We start from the raw sequence: 19,144 nt of genomic DNA, 5'->3' as shown, positions 1-19,144 counted from the left end.
AACCTTTAAAAACAAAGTAATTACAAAATATTTTAAAGTATAAAAAATATTTAACAGTCATATTTGTTGTAAGTTTACTACATTTGTTGTGTTTTTATTGAACTACAACCGATACGACCCTTTATTTATTAAGCATTCTGAAAGTGTAAAGTGATTTAATGACAAACAATAATTCATCCTCAAAACCGGAAACAAATATTAAGTTTATTGGCGCTCATGTGTCGGCTGCTGGTGGTGTTGATCAGGCGCCTATGCGTGCACGTGAAATAGGTGCCAATGCGTTTGCACTGTTTACCAAGAACCAGAGACAGTGGGCGGCAAAACCACTAGAAGCGAAAACCATTAGTGCCTTTAAAGCCAATTGCAAAATGTTGGGCTACGGTGCTGAGCACATTCTTCCTCATGACTCCTACCTGATTAACCTAGGAGCGCCAGAAGAAGAGAAGCTAGAGAAATCACGCGCGGCTTTTATTGATGAAATGGAGCGTTGTAATCAACTTGGACTAACGCTTTTGAATTTTCATCCTGGGAGTCATTTAAAGAAAATCTCAGAAAGCGAATGTTTGGCGAAGATCGCTGAATCGATCAACCTAGCTCATCAAGCGGTACCTGACGTAATCGCAGTGATCGAGAATACGTCTGGGCAGGGCACTAATCTGGGTTGGAAGTTTGAACATCTAGCCGAGATTATCGAGCAGGTAGAAGATAAGTCACGTGTGGGTGTGTGCTTAGACACCTGCCATACGTTTACTGCTGGCTATGACTTACGTACAAAAGAGGCGTGTGAGCATACTTTTGCTGAGTTCGACCGCATCGTGGGTATGCACTATCTAAGAGCAATGCACATCAATGATTCAAAAGCTGAGTTCGCGAGCCGAGTTGATCGACACCATTCTTTAGGAAAAGGCGAAATTGGCTGGGATTGTTTTGAGTATATTGCCTCTGATTCTCGCTTTAATGGTATCCCTCTTATCTTGGAAACCATTGATTCGACGATCTGGAAAGAGGAAATTCAACAACTTAGAATGTTTCATCGCTCAGCAACGCTAGCGAGCGAACAAGCGTAATAATAGAGGGGGAAATTTATTTCCGTCTATTTCTAAAAATTGGCACCTTTCTTTCATAGTATTAAAGTGAATATGTAGTTCACGATGTCTTAGAGGAGGTGCCTTTATGTATTCAATCACCCAAACTTCAACTATTGCTGTCGCACGCCGTTTACCTACACCAAACCGTCACGTGCATAACCACGGCCACCATCGTACACAGCAGAAAAGTGGTTAATCGAGATAAGCACAACTTGAACTGATTATTATGATTCATCAACAAGTGAACCCTACACATCATGTTTATTGATAGCTGTATGAGGTATAACTAGAGCCTTATTTAGGACAGTTAGCCGATACAGCTATTTTTTTGTCTGGCGAAAGCCGCTAGAAACCTTGATGATTGGGAAGTAAAACGATGACCGCACCAAAGACTTGGGAATCCATTATTAATGATGAACGTGATAAAGAGTACTTTCAGAGTGTCCTCGCGTTTGTTGAACAGCAACGTAATAGTGGTAAAACCGTCTACCCGCCACAAGAACAGGTGTTCAGTGCCTTTGATATGACGCCTTTCGAATCCGTGCGAGTGGTTATCTTAGGGCAAGATCCTTATCACGGTGCTAACCAAGCTCACGGCTTAGCATTCTCAGTGCTTCCTGGTGTGAAAATCCCACCTTCTCTACGCAATATGTACAAAGAGCTTGCACAAGATATAGAGGGCTTTGAGATTCCTAGTCATGGTTATCTCGATTCTTGGGCATCGCAAGGGGTGTTGATGTTGAACACAGTCCTTACAGTCGAAGAGGCAAAAGCACACTCACATGCTAAGTGTGGCTGGGAAACCTTTACCGATGCCATTATTGCTGAGCTCAATCAGCGCTCTGAACCGATCATCTTTTTGTTGTGGGGCGCACACGCCCAGAAGAAAGGTCAAGCGATTGATGACGACAAGCATCATGTGTTGGTTGCACCTCACCCATCGCCATTATCGGCACGCCGTGGATTCTTCGGTTGTCAGCATTTCTCTACAACCAACAAGCTGCTTTCTTCTATGGATCAACAACCTATTGACTGGCGTTTACCAACAGAAGTGTAGGTTGGTGGTTTTCTGAGCAGGGTCAAATCATAAATCAGCATATTCGTATACACTTATAAGTAGTAGGTGTAATGGAGTGCAATACTATGATGATTGAAAGGATAAGACGAGAGCATGGCTATATGGCTCGTTTACTCGCGATACTCAACAGTAAGTTAGAGTTTCTGAAACAGGAGCGAGAAATAAACTATAGCCTGATCGCAGAGGTGGTTCATTACCTTATGAACCATTCAGACAAAGTGCATCACCCTAAAGAAGACGTCATTTATCGCTACTATCTTAAGCAATATGGCAGCGAGCAAGCGATTGAAGACTTGGAGTTAGAGCATCAATTGCTTTCTGAGAAAACGGCGGACTTTTTAGGTTTGGTCGATATGATCCTTCAAGATGCGGTGGTTCCTCAGCAAGTCTTTATTGAGCAGCTTGAAGCGTTTGTTAAGGCTCAGCGAAAGCACATGGAATATGAAGAGAAGCATGTGCTACCCATGATTGTTGAGGCGTTCACGGTGAAAGATTGGCAAGAAGTGGAGTCTCAATGGCTTCAACCGGAAGATGACCCTGTTTTTGGAGAGACCATCGCCGATCAATATCGCCAACTCGCGGCTCGGGTTCGACAAAATGAACAAGAGTGTGTTTAGCCCGTTGTAATGTTGAGGTGCACCTATTTTAGGTGTCCTCTATATTAGAGGGTTGGTTTCCAAATGGCGCTTTGAGCGGATTAACTACCTCAAAAAATAAAAAAGGCACCTATATAGGTGCCTTTTGCTATCTGATTTCTTATCGTGCTGATTAAAGTTTTATATCGTCAAGGCTAAAATCAAGACCTAGGTTCATCTCTCTCAGCTCTTTCTCAAGCTGCCTACGATCGTTGATGGCTTCGATTTCACGCCACTTACGCTTGAGTGGTTTCGAGCGTGATTTTTGAGTTACACGAGGCATTTCTAGTTCTGATACTTCATCGAATTGAAAGCTATCCATAAGCCATATCTCCTTCCGTGGGACTAGTTCTTACGAACCAATAAATATCATATTTAGGTTCACAATAACTTTGATTTGTTTCTCATTTGTTTCAAATCCATGAAGCTTTTGTTCTATTTTCTTATGCATGCTCACACATTGTGAGAATTATTATGTATAAAAAATAGGCAAACAAACCTAAGTAAACGATTAAATTGGGGGTTATTGAATGTTAATTCATTGTGCGAATGGAATAGCGTTTTGACTACAATGCATTGAAGTGCACATGGTACCGTGCGGTATAGGGATCTCATTGGCCTAGAAAAAAACGAAGATCTTCACTATACCTTGTAAAACCTAGGCTGACGTCATTTTTATAGGATGGTGTTCTTGTTGGGGTAGTGCCGTGGCTGTTGTTGATATTATGTCCCGATAATGTGACTTTTATTGGGCTGCATTGTTGAAAGTTGTGTTAACAAAAGGTGTGTTATTAGTGAAATGTCATTTTAATATAAGTGTATTTGCATATTGATTTTTAGGCCGTCTCGCTGCATTATCCGCCCGTCAAAAAATACACTGATACGTAAAATGGATGCATGAAGCGACATTTACAGTCTCAATCGCCGCAAGAATATAACAAGAGTGCCGACACAACATTGACAGAGGCATAGGCGATTAAGAGGAAGGCTAGGAAGCATGATCGGTGCTTAAACTCAATTACGAGGTTCACGTGACAGACTTAATCAATTTGATGAACGATCTCCTTTGGGGATCTATCTTAGTTTACTTACTGGTTGGTGTGGGTATCTACTTCACTGTACGACTAGGCTTCATTCAATTCCGCCATTTCGGCCACATGTTCTCTGTTCTTAGAAACAGCCGTAAAGCAGACAGTGCTGGTATCTCTTCTTTCCAAGCTCTTTGTACTAGTCTCGCTGCTCGTGTAGGTACGGGTAACATGGCAGGTGTTGCTGTAGCACTAACCGCTGGTGGCCCTGGTGCTATCTTCTGGATGTGGCTAATCGCAATGCTAGGTATGGCAACATCGTTTGCAGAAAGCACACTGGCACAGCTATACAAAACGCGTGATAACGACGGTAACTACCGCGGCGGCCCTGCATACTACATGGAGAAAGGCCTAGGCATGCGTTGGATGGGGGTTCTATTCTCTATCTTCCTCATCATTGCATTTGGTCTTGTATTCAACGCGGTTCAAGCGAACGCGATTGCAAGCGCAATGAATACGGCATTCGACCTTGAGCGTAGCTACGTTGGTGTTGGTATCGTAATCATCTCTGCGTTCGTTATCTTCGGTGGTATCCGTAAGATTGCACGCACAGCAGAAATCATCGTTCCAATCATGGCATTGGCTTACCTAGCGATCGCTATGTACGTGATGTTCGCGAACATCGAGAAAGTGCCTGAAGTACTGGCTCTTATCTTCAAGAGTGCATTCGGTCTGCAAGAAGCAGCAGCGGGTGGCCTAGGTTACGCAATCGCACAAGCGATGATTAACGGCATCAAACGTGGTTTGTTCTCGAACGAAGCGGGTATGGGTTCTGCGCCAAACGCAGCAGCTTCTGCTACGCCTTACCCACCGCACCCAGCATCACAAGGTTACGTGCAAATGCTAGGCGTGTTCATGGATACCATTGTTATCTGTTCAGCAACAGTCGCAATCATCCTGATGTCTGGTGAGTATGTACCACACGGTGAAGTAACGGGTATCGAACTAACGCAACGTGCACTAACAGCACAAGTGGGCGAATGGGGCGGCATTTTTGTAGCGGTAGCGATTTTCTTCTTCGCTTTCACTTCAATCATTGCAAACTACTCGTACGCTGAAACGAACCTTATCTTCCTTGAGCACAACAACAAGAAGGGCCTAGTGCTGTTCCGTATCGTTGTTCTGGGTATGGTTATGTTCGGTTCTCTAGCGACGTTACCAACGGTATGGGCACTGGCTGACGTATCGATGGGCCTAATGGCGATTGTTAACTTGGTGGCGATTATCCTGCTATCAGGTATCGTGATTAAGCTAGCGAAAGACTACAACCGCCAACTAGACGCGGGTAAAGTACCAACATTCGATTCGAATGACTTCCCAGAGCTTAAGTCTCAGCTGGAAGACGGTATTTGGGACAACAACAAGAAGTAATCTTGTTGGAGCGATAAACGGCTCATCCTAAAGTGATTAGAAAGGCTAAGGTTTCGACCTTAGCCTTTTTGTTTGCCTGTCATTTTTCTCATTCTGTCTATCAAAGCTTATTCTCCCTATCGAAGCTCATTCTCCCTATCAAAGTAATAGGAAGAGTCATAAAGACAAGTTGATGTTTTTTCTATACTCTAGCAGCATCCAGTTAGATAACCGATTAGGGTAAAGTTATGTTAGTTGTCGTTTCTCCAGCCAAAACACTTGATTACGAATCACCATTAGCGACGGAACGCTTTAGTCAGCCTGAGTTTGTTGAACACTCTGCTGAGCTGATTGAAGAGTGCCGCAAACTGACGCCAGTAGATATTTCTGCACTGATGAAAGTCAGCGATAAAATCGCAGGGTTGAACGTAGCGCGCTTTGAGCAGTGGAGCGAGACCTTTACCCAAGACAACGCACGCCAAGCAATCCTAGCCTTTAAAGGCGATGTATACACTGGCCTAGACGCTGAAACGCTATCGGATGAAGATTTTGACTACGCACAAGACCACCTGCGCATGCTTTCTGGGTTATATGGCTTGCTTAAGCCATTAGATTTGATGCAGCCATACCGCCTAGAGATGGGTACACGCTTAGCCAATGCTCGTGGTACTAACTTGTACCAGTTCTGGGGCAACATCATCACAGACAAGCTGAATGAAGCGTTGAATGCTCAAGGCGACAATGTGTTGATCAACTTGGCGTCTAACGAATACTTTAAAGCCGTGAAGCCGAAGAACTTGGATGGCCAAGTGATTACCCCTGTATTCAAAGACTGCAAGAACGGTCAGTACAAGGTGATCAGTTTCTACGCGAAGAAAGCGCGTGGCATGATGGCTCGCTACATCATCGAGAACAAGATCGATTCGGTTGAGGCGCTGACCCAGTTTGATACGGCGGGCTACTACTTCGTTGAAGAAGAGTCGAACGCGAAAGAGCTTGTCTTTAAGCGCGAAGAGCAAAACTAGTAGTCCTTGGCTAACGAGTAGCTCTCGGTTTTAGCCTGATAACAGACCAGATAGAGAAAAGCCCCATACAGCGAACTGCATGGGGCTTTTTTATTGAATCGTTGAAGCTGGTAGATTACTTCTTCTTTGCTGCTTTCTTTTTCTTCGCGATTTTTTTCTTCTTCGCGATTTTTTGTTTCTCTACCGCTTTCTTATCTTCTTTCTTCGGCTTCTTCTTCTTAGTCACGGCCGCTTTCTTATGCGTAGGGCGCATGCCTTCAATAAAGCGTTCTTTGATTGGTTCGTCTGTGTAACGAGCCACACGCTCAATCATTAGTTGATCGTGCGCTTCAATGATAGAAACCGCGTTACCTTTTTTACCAGCACGAGCAGTACGGCCAATACGGTGTAGGTATACGTCAGCAGTACGTGGCATGTCGTAGTTGATTACGTGGCTTACGTCTGGAAGGTCGATACCACGAGCAGCAACGTCAGTCGCTAGTAGTACGTTTACAGAGCCGTCACGGAAACGAGCAATCGCGTTGTTACGACGATCTTGAGGCATTTCACCTTGGATCCACGCACATGGAATTTGCGCGCTTTCAAGTTGAGCTCGTAGATCACCTAGACGATCACGCGTCTTCAAGAATACGATGCTGCGCTCAGCTTGCTCTGTGATGACGTGCTTTAGGATGTTCAGCTTGTGCTCTGCTGTGTCTGCACGGTGGTACCACTGAGTGATCTTCTTACGCTCACGAAGTGATGATTTCGCATCGATCTCCGCTGGGTTTTTCAGTAGATCTTCAGTGAAGCCTTCAATGCCTTTACCTTCTAGCGTTGCTGAGAACAGTAAAGTTTGTTTACGCCAGCGACACTCTGCAGACAGACGGTCAACAACAGGACCAAAGCCCATGTCTAGCATGCGGTCGGCTTCATCTAGAACCAGCCATTCAATCGCACGACAGTCAAAACGCTCGCCTTCAATGTATTCCATCAAACGGCCAGGTGTTGCTACTACGATATCTTGAGTGGTACTTAAGATATCTGCGTGCTCTTGGTACATCACACCGCCCGTGATCGTGAAGATATTTAGGCTGGTGTATTTAGCAAGCTCACGTGCTTGTTCGGTGATCTGCATTGCTAGCTCACGCGTTGGCGTCAGGATAAGCATACGTGCAGGGCCAGATTTCTTACGTGGGAAATCCAGTAGGTATTGCAGTGCTGGCAATACAAATGATGCTGTTTTACCAGTACCTGTTGGCGCAGAAGCCAAAACGTCTCTTCCATCTAACGCTTGTGGGATTGCTTCAGCTTGTATCTGTGTTGGACGTTCGTAGCCCATTTCGTCAATTGCTTTAAGCAGCTCTTGGTTTAGATCGAGTTCTGCAAAGGTTCTGATCACTGTTGTTTCTCCACAAGCAATAAATGTTTCTGCCTCAAAAAGCAGACGATAAAAAAGAGTAGTCGGACATTATAGAAGCATTAGTGATTAGGATCACATGGTATTTGCTACATCTTGAGATAAAAATCTTTAGTGAGCGCAATAAATGCTTCGCTATAACCACTTTGATGGTGAATTGTAAGCGATTCGCGCTGCAAATCTTGCTCGCAAGCAGGATCTTTAGATAACTCAAATAGAATTCGGCTAGCCGGTTTCTTGTCTGTTGTTTTCACATCAAGGCGTTTTGCTAGATACCAACCACATTGCTCGGCAAGCTTGATAAAACCTTCCCCCTCAGGCGTCGGTAGGATGAAACTGGCAGTCGCGGCTTCAGTGGTTATCTCGAAACAACGCTGGGCAAGCGCTAAGTGATCCAAGCTGTCGGTGTGTCTGGCGGTGGCTCTTTGGCTTTGCTGCGCCTGTTCTCCAGAGTTGAAGTAGGGCGGGTTACAGATGATCGTATCAAACCTTTGTGGAAAGTCGGCTGTCAACACGCTGCCGTGATGAAGGGAGATGCGATCTTGCCAAGGCGACTGCTCAATATTGACTGTGGCAGCATTAATGGCGTGTTGATCAATATCTATCGCAGAGATTGAAGCATCTTCAAAACGCTGCGCAGCCATCAAAGCCAGCAGACCTGTCCCTGTTCCAATATCGAGTACACATGATCTTTGTGGCAGGCTTACCCACGCGCCAAGTAATACGCCATCGGTACTGACGGGCATGCCACTTTGTCCTCCGTAAATAGAGAATTTTTTGAAATTGAAGCTTTTGGTTTCGGTTTTTTTGTCTTTCATGAATGTTCTGGATATCGATATATTTTAAGTGATTAGCTCTAATGTTAATTAATTGTATGGCTCAATGTTCTATTTGAGAATTCATTGTTGTTAATTATGGTTAGTTTATAATTATGGCAATATTTCCATATCTAGTGGAATCCACTGCTTTTTGTTCTCAAATGCAAATTTATATGGTGTTTTTGTGTGGTGGCTTGCAGCTAGCCAGTTGTTTCGTCATTATGCGCGACTATTTTATAGATTGATTGGCAGCTTTGAGCTGTAACATTCATGTAAGCACAACATAAATTCATAAATATAATTAAGGATTATCTGTGAAACAGAGTCTAAAACTAACAGATATAATGGCATTGGGCTTTATGCTTTTTGCGTTTTTCTTGGGTGCGGGTAACATCATCTTCCCACCTCTAGCTGGCCAATTAGCTGGTGATCACTTCCTTCCAGCGATGTCTGGTTTTCTGCTGACTGCCGTTGGTCTGCCGTTAATCACTATCGTCGCGGTCGCAGTGGCTGGTGGCTCTTGGGGTCACTTAACTAAAGATCTTCCTAAGAAAGCAGCAACCATCATGGCTGTACTGATCTTTATCATTATCGGTCCTGCATTTGCTGCACCGCGTACTGGCCTTGTTGCCTATGAGATGGCGGTGAAACCGTTCTTCATCGATGCCTCTCAAGCTCACCTAACTCTCTTTTCGATTGCATTTTTTGCAGTAGCGATGTTCTTCTCATGGTCGCAAGGTAAGCTTATTGACGTCATTGGTAAGGTGCTAACACCTGCACTGTTCGTTGGTTTGGTTGTGCTGGCGATTGCTGTATTCGTTAACCCTCAAGGCGATATTCTTGCGGCTCACGGTGAGTACATCACTCAACCACTAACCAAAGGTTTCCTTGAAGGCTACAACACCATGGATACTTTTGCTTCTTTGATGTTTGGTATGCTGATTGTTGATGCGATTCGTAGCAAGGGCATTACTGACCGTGCAGCGACGACTAAGTACCTAATTAGCGCGGGTTGTATTGCCGCGGCTGGTCTAGCGTTTGTTTATATCTCTCTGTTCTTCTTGGGCGCAACAAGCGCAACAGTCGCAGCGGGTGCGGACAATGGCGGTGCTATCTTAAGCCTTTACGTTCAATCACTGTTTGGCCCATCAGGTCAGCTAGTGCTTTCAGTGATCGTATTACTGGCGTGTCTAACAACGGCGATTGGCCTTGTTTCAGCATGTTCTGATTACTTCAGCTCGCTAACGCCTTTGTCTTACAAGACTTGGGTAATCATTAATGGTGTAGCTTGTGCAACCGTAGCGAACGTTGGTCTTTCTCAACTGATTTCTCTGTCTGTTCCAGTACTGTTTGCACTGTACCCAGTCGCTATCGCGTTGGTTGCTCTGACATTCTTACGTAGCCGTTTCCCTAATCCAAAAGCGGCTTACCGCGTAGTGGTATTAGTGTCACTGCTGTTTGCTCTTATTGATGGCGCTAAAGTAGCGGGTGTAGACGTGTCTGCACTTAAGATGCTGCCACTGTTTGAGATCGGTATGGGTTGGTTGCTTCCAACAACGGCTGCAATCATCTGTATGTTCTTTGTTGGCAAGTCAACAGAACAAGAGATGGCTGAAGAGACTGTTTAATCTTCCGTTGAGATTAGATTGTCCTTCGAGATGAAATAGAAAAGGCCTCATTACTTCGCAGTAATGAGGCCTTTTTGTATTCTGTGGTCTTTTTATATCCAGCTAGTTACTTGGTTAGCTACTTAGCCGGGAGTACTTCTGTTTGGTTATAGCTTTTCGCTGTACTCAACCAGTACTTGCTCAACCCAGCTTGCGATACGGTCGTCGCTTAGCTCGTATTGTGAATCTTCATCAAGCGCCAAACCAACGAATTGAGATTTGTCTTCGGTTAACGCTTTAGACGCTTCGAACTCGTAGCTGTCATCGTTTGGCCAGAAGCCAACAAACTCTGCACCCGCGGTTTTCAGTTCATCATGCAATAGACCCATCGCATCTAGGAACCATTCGCCGTAGCCTTCTTGGTCACCCAAACCAAACAGAGCCACAACCTTGCCTTTCATAGGCGTGGTTGCGATGTCTTCCCACAGTTCATTCCAATCTTCTTGGATTTCACCGAAGTCCCAAGTCGAGATGCCCAGCAATAAAAGGTCGTAGTCCGCCATCAATGAAAGAGGGCTTTCTTTCACGTTATGGATATCAACTAGGTCTTCACCAATAATGCCGCGAATTTTCTCTGCTGCCATTTCTGTGTAGCAGGTGGTTGAGCCGTAAAATAATCCAATTTTCATAGCAAACGTTCGATTTTAATTTCAGATGGCGAATTCTAACCATAAATCGACTTCGATTGCAGCGATTATCCGCTCAAGTCGTAATTTTTATGGCATTCATATTTGCTCTGGCATACTCTCAAAACAGTTTCCAATATTGTGAGTAACACTATGCAGTCGCCTCAAGGGCAGAGCGCAGACCACGGTCTCGTTGAGCAGTTTTTAGATGCTATGTGGATGGAGCGAGGATTATCGGAGAATACGCTTGTCTCGTACCGTACCGATTTGTCCAAGTTATTAGCGTGGATGGAAAAGAACAATTACCGCCTCGACTTCATTAGCCTTTCAGGTTTACAGGATTATCAAGGCTGGTTAGCCGACGCCGATTTTAAGCAGACCTCTCGTGCCCGTATGTTGTCGGCGATTCGTCGCTTGTTCCAATATTTGCACCGCGAGAAAATCAGAGGCGATGATCCAAGTGCCTTGTTGATCAGCCCGAAGCTGCCGCAACGCTTGCCGAAAGATTTGAGCGAAGAACAGGTTGATGCTTTGCTCGATGCGCCAGATCCGAACGATCCGATTGAGCTTCGCGATAAGGCGATGCTTGAGTTACTCTATGCAACCGGTTTGCGTGTGACAGAACTGGTTAGCTTGACGATGGAAAACATCAGCCTAAGACAGGGCGTGGTGCGTGTTATTGGTAAGGGTGGCAAAGAGCGCTTAGTACCAATGGGCGAAAATGCGGTGGATTGGATAGAGACTTTTATTGAACAGGGTCGTCCACATCTACTTGGCGAAAACAGTTCTGATGTGGTTTTTCCGAGTAAACGCGCCAAGCAAATGACCCGTCAGACGTTCTGGTATCGTATTAAGCACTACTCGGTCGTCGCTGGTATCGACACAGAATTGTTGTCACCACACGTATTGAGACACGCTTTTGCGACGCATTTACTGAACTATGGCGCAGATCTCAGGGTCGTACAGATGTTACTTGGGCATAGTGACTTATCGACTACCCAAATTTATACTCACGTGGCGACTGAAAGGCTCAAGCAAATTCATGCGCAGCATCACCCACGTGCTTAAATCCATTTATTTTTAAGGTGAACTTAATGAGCGTATTACGCCGTCTTCCTCTACTAGCGCTTCCTCTTATGATTACTGCATGTAATGCATCAGAAGCGAAAGTAGAAACAACATCAACAGCCGTAGAAGCTGCTCCAGCTCAAGCTATTGATACAGCTGCGTTAACTAAGCGTTTTGAAAAAATCGGTATTAAGGTCGATAAGATTGTTCCTTCGGATATCGATGGTTTGTTAGAAGTTCAAACCAACAGCGGCATTATATTTTCTTCTCCAGAGGGCGATCACTTTCTAGCCGGTACACTTTACTCTTTAGATGAAAACGGTAAGTTCAGTGATGTTTTGGCTGAGCGTCAAGCTCCGCTGAATGCTGAAAAAGTCGCGGCGATGTCGGATACGGTTATTGAATACAAAGCCGATAACGAAAAGTATGTTGTGACGGTATTTACTGACATTACGTGTGGCTACTGTGTTCGTCTGCACAGCCAAATGCAGGGCTACAACGATCTGGGTATTACCGTTCGTTACATGGCTTACCCACGCCAAGGTGCGACAGGGCAAGTTGCCGATCAAATGGCAGCAATCTGGGCTTCAGATGATCCAAAAACAGCGATGCATGACGCTAAAGTAAATCGTCAAATGCCAGCGTCTGGTAAAGATCTAGCAGAGCAAAAGCAGATCATTGCTAAACAGTACCAATTAGGTCGTGAGCTTGGCATCAATGGCACACCGGCTATCGTGCTAGCAAGTGGTGAGTTGGTGAGTGGTTACTTACCGCCAGCACAACTTCTTCAACGTTTAGAGCAATAATTTCGTTTTCTGTATTGCCAATTTATCCCCCATGTTTTTGATTTAAGGAGTGGCCTGATTGATATCGGGCCCATTTTTATATGATAGAGATCCAACGCCGTCCTGAGGTCGACATTTCAGTCTTACCTGCTCACTTACCTGACTTGTTAAAGCGCATTTATGTGAGTCGTGGAATCGACAGTGCCGACCAACTAGAGACAGCAGCGAAAGGCTTGCACTCTTATCAAAAACTGGGCGGCATTGATGCTGCGGTTGAGCTGTTGTTCAAAGCTATTCAGCAGCAAAAACGCATCATCATTGTTGGTGACTTTGATGCCGATGGCGCGACCAGCTCGGCGCTGTCTGTTTTAGCGTTACGTATGCTCGGCAGCTCTAACGTCGACTATCTGGTACCAAACCGTTTTGAAGATGGTTATGGCTTGAGCCCTGAGGTTGTTGAACAGGCAATCGAGCTTGGTGCTGAAGTGATCATGACGGTCGACAACGGTGTATCTTCAATTGAAGGTGTTCGCTTTGCTAAAGAGAAAGGGCTAGAGGTTCTGGTTACCGATCATCACTTGCCGGGCAATGAACTGCCAATGGTCGATGCTATGGTTAACCCAAACCTTGAAAGTTGTGCTTTTCCTTCGAAAGCCCTAGCGGGGGTTGGTGTCGCTTTTTACCTGATGATGGCATTGTGTGTTCACATGCGTAAATTGGGTTGGTTTGCAGAGCGCGGCATGACAGAACCTAAGTTGATGGAACTGATTGACCTTGTGGCGCTGGGTACGGTTGCCGACGTGGTTCCACTCGATGAAAACAACCGAATTTTAGTTCATCAAGGTTTGCAACGTATTCGTGCGGGTAAAGCTCGTCCGGGCATTCAAGCCTTGATCGAAATTGCTAAGCGAGACGCTAAGCGTTTGGTGGCGTCTGACTTTGGCTTTGCTCTTGGTCCTCGTATCAATGCAGCTGGTCGATTAGACGACATGTCTTTTGGTGTTGAGCTGCTAATGAGTAACAACATCCATGCGGCTCGTCGAATGGCGAGTGAGTTAGATGGCTTGAACCAAACACGTAAAGAGATCGAAGAGGGTATGAAGCAAGAAGCGATGGCTTTTTGTGAGCGCCTTGAATTTGGTAAAGACGACCTACCTTCTGGCTTGGCACTATTCCAACGTGATTGGCACCAAGGTGTGATTGGTATTTTGGCTTCGCGTATCAAAGACAAATACCACCGCCCAGTGATTGCGTTTGCAGATGGCGGCGAAGGCAGTATCAAAGGTTCATGTCGTTCAATTCCGGGTCTGCACATGCGTGATGCATTGGACCGAATTGATACTCAAAACCCTGGCTTGATTCTTAAATTTGGTGGCCACGCAATGGCGGCTGGTTTAACCATCATGGAAAAGGACTTTGAACGCTTCAGCAAGCTGTTCAATGATGTGGTGAAGAATGAACTTGGAGAAACAGCACTGAAGGGCATTATCTTGTCTGATGGTGAGCTGTTACCAGAAGAGTTCTCGATGCACACCGCTGAAACGCTGCGTTCAGGTGGCCCGTGGGGACAAGCTTTCCCTGAGCCAATCTTCGATGGTGAGTTTAAAGTGCTGCACCAAAAGCTGGTGGGTGAAAAGCACCTTAAGCTGATGCTTGAGCCGCTCTACAAAGGCCACCCAACCAATGTGATGATTGACGGTATTGCCTTTAACGTCGACCTACGTCGCTGGCCTGATGCATCAGTAAAAACCGTTCATCTTGCATTTAAGCTCGATATCAACGAATTTCGCGGCAACCAATCGTTGCAGCTGATGATTGATCATATCGAAGCCAAATAGTGATTTTGGGCTCAATAATGCTCATCATATAGTGCCAAATTCAACAAGCTCTGTTCAAAAACAGGGCTTGTTTTCCTTCCTGCCCTTACAAAATTTACGTGTTTTTTATGCCTGTCAATTTTATATCCCATTAAGTTGTTGAATCTTGGTTCACCACTCTAAAAAATTCTGTATCTCCGTCACACTTTTGAGTACAATTCTTCGGTTAAATTCTACTCATAAATGATGAGCTAAAATGTTTGAAATCAATCCTATAAAAAACCGTCTGCAGGATGTGTCTGAGCGCACAAATATCCTGAGGGGGTATCTTTGACTATGACGCTAAGAAAGAGCGTCTAGAAGAAGTAAACGCAGAATTAGAACAACCGGATGTATGGAACGAACCTGAGCGTGCTCAAGCGCTAGGTAAAGAACGTTCTGCATTGGAAGCGGTAGTAGAAACGATCGACCAACTTGACCAAGGTGTTGAGGATGTTGATGGCCTATTAGAGCTTGCGGTTGAAGAAGAAGATCAAGAAACGTTCGATGAAATTGAACCAGAACTGGCCGAGCTTGAAGCTAAGCTAGAGAAGCTGGAATTCCGTCGTATGTTCTCTGGTGATCACGATGCATCAGATTGCTACATCGATTTACAGTCAGGTTCGGGCGGTACAGAAGCTCAAGACTGGACTTCAATGATGTTGCGCATGTACTTACGTTGGGCAGATTCGAAAGGCTTCAAGACTGAAGTTATCGAAGTGTCGGATGGTGATGTTGCTGGCCTTAAAGGCGCAACGGTACGTATTTCTGGTGAGTATGCTTACGGTTGGTTACGCACAGAGACTGGTGTTCACCGTCTAGTTCGTAAGTCACCATTTGATTCAAGTGGTCGTCGTCATACTTCATTTGCATCTGCGTTTATCTATCCTGAGATTGATGACAACATTACGATCGACATTAATCCTTCTGACCTACGTATTGACGTATACCGTGCCTCTGGCGCTGGTGGTCAGCACGTAAACACCACGGAATCAGCGGTACGTATTACTCACGTTCCGACTAACACTGTGGTTCAGTGTCAGAATGACCGTTCGCAGCATAAGAACAAAGATCAAGCGATGAAGCAGCTACGTGCTAAGCTTTTTGAACTTGAGATTCAAAAACAAAATGCTGAAAAACAAGCGAGCGAAGAGACGAAATCAGACATCGGTTGGGGCAGTCAAATCCGCTCTTACGTGCTGGATGATTCTCGTATCAAAGATTTACGCACTGGCATCGAAAACCGTAATACTCAAGCGGTTCTTGACGGTGACTTAGACAAGTTTATTGAAGCTAGCCTGAAATCAGGTCTGTAAGCTTTATCAACTATTAAGCTTTACCAATAATATTGGTAAAAATGCCTATATTTGCAAAAATATAGCGGTCCAAATTTTAAAAGCAGGGTACATCTCTAATGACTGATGCTGTTCAAAACGAAAACGCACAAGAAGCTTCTTCACCTGAAGAGAACAAACTAATCGCTGAGCGCCGCAGCAAGCTGGATCACATCCGCCAAAACTGCAAAGCTAACGGTCACCCAAATGACTTCCGTCGTGAGCACCTAGCTGGCGATCTTCAAGCGGAATTCGGTGAGAAGACTAAGGAAGAGCTAGAAGAGCTTAACCACATCGTTGCGATCGCTGGTCGTGTTATGGCGAAGCGTGGTCCATTCCTTGCGATTCAAGAAACTTCTGGTCGTATCCAAGCATACGCAGCGAAAGACGTTCAAAAAGTACTGAAAGAGAAGTACCAAGGCCTAGATATCGGTGACATCATCGGTGTTAAAGGTGCGCTTCACAAATCAGGTAAAGGCGACCTTTACGTGAACATGGAAGAGTTTGAATTGCTGACTAAAGCACTTCGTCCTCTACCAGAGAAGTTCCACGGTCTAACTGACCAAGAGATGCGTTACCGTCAGCGTTACGTTGACCTAATCGTGAACGAAGATTCTCGTAATGCATTCATCGTGCGTTCTAAGCTTGTATCTTCAATCCGTAACTTCATGAGCGCGAAAGGCTACCTAGAAGTTGAAACGCCAATGATGCACGTGATCCCGGGTGGCGCAACTGCACGTCCGTTCATCACTCATCACAATGCACTAGACATCGACATGTACCTACGTGTTGCACCAGAGCTTTACCTTAAGCGTCTAGTGGTGGGTGGTTTTGACCGTGTATTCGAGATCAACCGTAACTTCCGTAACGAAGGTCTATCTCCACGTCACAACCCAGAATTCACAATGATGGAATTCTACCAAGCGTACTCTGACTACAAAGACCTTATGGATCTGACAGAAGAGATGCTAAGCACGGCAGCAATGGACGTTCTTGGTTCTACTTCTATGCCTTACGGTGACGAAACGGTTGAGTTCGGTGGCACTTACGCTCGCATGAGCATGTTCGATGCAATCAAACACTACAACCCTGAGCACGCTGAGATTCAAGCGCTAACAGAAGCAGACCTACAAGACCGTGAAAAGATGGTTGCTATCGCAAAATCTGTACACGTAGACGTAGAAACGTTCTGGACATGTGGTCAGCTTCTAGAAGAGATCTTTGGTGAAACGGCTGAGCCTCAGCTAATTCAACCAACGTTCATCACTGGCTACCCAGCGGACATCTCTCCTCTAGCTCGTCGTAGCGATGACAACCCGTTCTTCACAGACCGTTTTGAGTTCTTCATCGGTGGCCGTGAAGTTGCGAATGGTTTCTCTGAGCTTAACGATGCACAAGACCAAGACGAGCGTTTCAAAGCGCAAGTTAACGCGAAAGACGCGGGTGATGACGAAGCGATGTACTACGATGCAGACTACATTACTGCACTAGAGCACGGCCTACCGCCAACAGCGGGTCAAGGTATCGGTATCGACCGTCTAGCAATGCTATTTACAAACACGCACACAATCCGTGACGTGATCTTGTTCCCGGCAATGCGTCCACAGGCGTAATTCTCGCTTATAGGGCGTAACAGCCTATGTAATTAAAAAGCCACCTTCGGGTGGCTTTTTCTGTTTTGGGGCTTCAAAACCTAGTCTGTACCGCACTCTTGATTCGAAAAATCGTTATTTCTGACATAGTCTTACTATTGAGACATAAAATCTAAGATAGTCTCACTACTATACGTCTCTGCGCTGAATACGCTCTCGCGGCATTTTGTCGAACGATGAAGCAGTGACTCGTATTAGTCTGATTTAAATAAAAATAGAATAAGGAAGAAGGATGGGAACTCAATTTAAGATGGATTCCTTACCAGGTTCTCTTATCGTCGTTGGTGGTGCGTACGAACCCTGGTTATCAGTGTTAGAACAAGTGGGTTGGCAGTGTACCCAGTGTGCAGATTTACGAAAAGCCGATGCCTTGATTGCTGATATTGGCCCATGTATTGGTATTGTCGATCTTAGTCATGATGAGTTCAGTCTCAACGGTATTGCTAACCTTGTGAGCAATAACAAGCAGGTGAGATGGCTCGCCTTTATCCGTGAATCTCAATTAAGCTCTGATACGATCTGCCAGTTTATCGTCAACTTCTGTATCGACTTTTTCACGGCACCAATCCCAGATGCTCAATTGCTGAGTACCATTGGTCACCAACTGGGTATGCTTAAGCTTGAGCAGAAGGTATGGCCAAACTACGGCATCAATAACAACATGGGACTGCTAGGCGATTCTGTGGCCGTGAAGCGCTTGAGAGACCAAGTAAAGCGTATTGGGCCGACTGATGTCAGTATCTTGATTTATGGCGAGAGTGGGGCTGGTAAAGAGACGATTGCACGCTCGATTCATCAAAATTCGTCGCGAGCACAGAAACCATTTTTAACGGTTAACTGTCGTGCCTTGTCTGAAATGAGAATAGAGGCCGAGGTGTTTGGCATATCAGCACAGTCAGCGACTGCGCCTTGTATGTTGGAAGAAGCCGATGGCGGAACCATCTTGCTTAATGATGTTTTAGCGATGCCACGCAATCAACAACTGAACCTGTTGCGCTTTCTACAAGAAGGTAAGATTGAAACTGCGAATGGACCTAAATCTGTCGATGTGCGTATTCTGGCCGCGAACTCCTCTGATATCGAGAAGGCGTTGATCGAGGGCGACTTCAATGAAGAGCTTTATCACTATATCAATGTTCTGCGTATTCATGTTCCAAGCTTAAAAGAACGTGTGAGCGATATTTCTGTGTTAGCGAATCATTTCTTACGTGAGTACTCGAAAGAGTTTAATGCTCAGGCTAAGAGTTTCTCAGAGGATGCTATTCGTTCAATGAATCGCTACCACTGGCCAGGCAACGTTCGTGAGCTGATGAATCAGATAAAGCGTGTTGTTCTGATGTCGGATGCCGTGATCATAGAAGATCACCAACTTGATTTACCAAAACAGAATGATGAGCGCCGCAGTCTTAAAAGTATCCGTGAGCGTTCAGAGCGAGATGCGTTGCTGATTGTTCTGGAATCTTATGGTGGTCAAGTATCGTTGGCCGCTAAGGAGCTTGGAGTTTCGCGTGCAACCATGTACCGATTGCTGAACAAACATAGCCTGATTTCTGAAGGTGTTGTTTAGAGCTCTCTATTCATTGATTCTATCCAGTTAGTGTAAATCTAAGAGCCACGCATGATGCGTGGTTTTTTTATATCCATTGCTACAACTTCTCGTTGATCGTTGATCGTT

General features: G+C 45.2%; 16 protein-coding genes. 12 read left to right on the top strand and 4 right to left on the bottom strand.

What is annotated here, in order from left to right; translation table 11 throughout:
- Positions 1-158: 158 nt before the first annotated feature.
- The 3 genes from nfo (at position 159) to AB4507_RS13295 (ending at position 2,783) form a co-directional block, all read left to right on the top strand.
- Positions 159-1,067: a deoxyribonuclease IV gene (gene nfo / locus AB4507_RS13305; RefSeq protein WP_102319761.1), complete on the top strand. Its 909-nt coding sequence runs from the start codon at positions 159-161 to the stop codon at positions 1,065-1,067.
- A 397-nt stretch (positions 1,068-1,464) separates the two neighbouring features.
- Entirely contained in the window at positions 1,465-2,145 is a 681-nt protein-coding gene (gene ung / locus AB4507_RS13300) for a uracil-DNA glycosylase (protein ID WP_017059317.1), read from the top strand.
- Between the two features lie 86 nt (positions 2,146-2,231).
- The gene (locus tag AB4507_RS13295) at positions 2,232-2,783 is read left to right on the top strand and encodes a hemerythrin domain-containing protein (RefSeq protein ID WP_017070073.1); all 552 of its coding nucleotides are present in this window, start codon (positions 2,232-2,234) and stop codon (positions 2,781-2,783) included.
- 151 nt (positions 2,784-2,934) lie between these two features.
- On the opposite strand, the gene AB4507_RS13290 is transcribed toward AB4507_RS13295, so the two are convergent.
- Positions 2,935-3,123 carry a DUF3545 family protein gene (locus AB4507_RS13290; protein WP_017059319.1) on the bottom strand — a complete coding sequence of 63 codons (189 nt, stop codon included), beginning with the start codon at positions 3,121-3,123 and terminating at the stop codon, positions 2,935-2,937.
- Positions 3,124-3,832: 709 nt separating this feature from the next.
- Between AB4507_RS13290 and AB4507_RS13285 the strand changes: the two genes are divergently transcribed.
- Positions 3,833-5,260: a sodium:alanine symporter family protein gene (locus AB4507_RS13285; RefSeq protein WP_032545312.1), complete on the top strand. Its 1,428-nt coding sequence runs from the start codon at positions 3,833-3,835 to the stop codon at positions 5,258-5,260.
- A gap of 227 nt (positions 5,261-5,487) precedes the next feature.
- Positions 5,488-6,264, top strand: coding sequence for a peroxide stress protein YaaA (gene yaaA, locus AB4507_RS13280; RefSeq protein WP_017059322.1), 777 nt, complete (start codon positions 5,488-5,490; stop codon positions 6,262-6,264).
- 115 nt (positions 6,265-6,379) lie between these two features.
- Here the strand turns inward: yaaA and srmB are convergent, their stop codons facing one another.
- On the bottom strand, positions 6,380-7,645 hold the full coding sequence (gene srmB, locus AB4507_RS13275) for an ATP-dependent RNA helicase SrmB (RefSeq protein ID WP_017059323.1): 1,266 nt from the start codon (positions 7,643-7,645) through the stop codon (positions 6,380-6,382).
- A 107-nt stretch (positions 7,646-7,752) separates the two neighbouring features.
- Positions 7,753-8,481, bottom strand: a complete 729-nt coding sequence (locus tag AB4507_RS13270) for a tRNA1(Val) (adenine(37)-N6)-methyltransferase (protein WP_017071381.1) — start codon at positions 8,479-8,481, stop codon at positions 7,753-7,755.
- A gap of 314 nt (positions 8,482-8,795) precedes the next feature.
- Between AB4507_RS13270 and brnQ the strand changes: the two genes are divergently transcribed.
- Positions 8,796-10,109, top strand: a complete 1,314-nt coding sequence (brnQ, locus tag AB4507_RS13265; RefSeq protein WP_017059325.1) for a branched-chain amino acid transport system II carrier protein — start codon at positions 8,796-8,798, stop codon at positions 10,107-10,109.
- Between the two features lie 146 nt (positions 10,110-10,255).
- Here brnQ and fldB read toward each other — a convergent pair whose 3' ends face one another.
- The gene (gene fldB, locus AB4507_RS13260) at positions 10,256-10,777 is read right to left on the bottom strand and encodes a flavodoxin FldB (protein WP_017062875.1); all 522 of its coding nucleotides are present in this window, start codon (positions 10,775-10,777) and stop codon (positions 10,256-10,258) included.
- Between the two features lie 150 nt (positions 10,778-10,927).
- Between fldB and xerD the strand changes: the two genes are divergently transcribed.
- From xerD to vpsR, 6 genes are all read left to right on the top strand, one after another.
- Complete coding sequence (gene xerD, locus AB4507_RS13255) at positions 10,928-11,842, top strand: site-specific tyrosine recombinase XerD (RefSeq protein WP_017059327.1); 915 nt, start codon at positions 10,928-10,930, stop codon at positions 11,840-11,842.
- Between the two features lie 26 nt (positions 11,843-11,868).
- On the top strand, positions 11,869-12,648 hold the full coding sequence (locus tag AB4507_RS13250; RefSeq protein ID WP_017062874.1) for a thioredoxin fold domain-containing protein: 780 nt from the start codon (positions 11,869-11,871) through the stop codon (positions 12,646-12,648).
- Between the two features lie 80 nt (positions 12,649-12,728).
- Positions 12,729-14,465, top strand: a complete 1,737-nt coding sequence (gene recJ / locus AB4507_RS13245; protein WP_017059329.1) for a single-stranded-DNA-specific exonuclease RecJ — start codon at positions 12,729-12,731, stop codon at positions 14,463-14,465.
- 235 nt (positions 14,466-14,700) lie between these two features.
- Positions 14,701-15,799, top strand: a protein-coding gene (gene prfB, locus AB4507_RS13240; protein ID WP_100208942.1) for a peptide chain release factor 2 whose coding sequence is annotated in 2 segments (ribosomal slippage) — positions 14,701-14,775 and positions 14,777-15,799 — 1,098 coding nt in all. Because the reading frame shifts where the segments join, the coding sequence is not laid out codon by codon here.
- Positions 15,800-15,897: 98 nt separating this feature from the next.
- On the top strand, positions 15,898-17,430 hold the full coding sequence (gene lysS, locus AB4507_RS13235) for a lysine--tRNA ligase (RefSeq protein WP_017059330.1): 1,533 nt from the start codon (positions 15,898-15,900) through the stop codon (positions 17,428-17,430).
- A gap of 271 nt (positions 17,431-17,701) precedes the next feature.
- Positions 17,702-19,036: a cyclic-di-GMP-binding transcriptional regulator VpsR gene (gene vpsR / locus AB4507_RS13230; protein ID WP_372182817.1), complete on the top strand. Its 1,335-nt coding sequence runs from the start codon at positions 17,702-17,704 to the stop codon at positions 19,034-19,036.
- Positions 19,037-19,144: the final 108 nt, after the last annotated feature.

The sequence above is a fragment of the Vibrio sp. 10N.222.54.A3 genome, assembly GCF_041474095.1.
GTDB classification, from domain to species: domain Bacteria; phylum Pseudomonadota; class Gammaproteobacteria; order Enterobacterales; family Vibrionaceae; genus Vibrio; species Vibrio crassostreae_C.
Note: the sequence above shows the minus strand (reverse complement) of the source record. Positions and strands in the feature narration are given on the sequence as shown.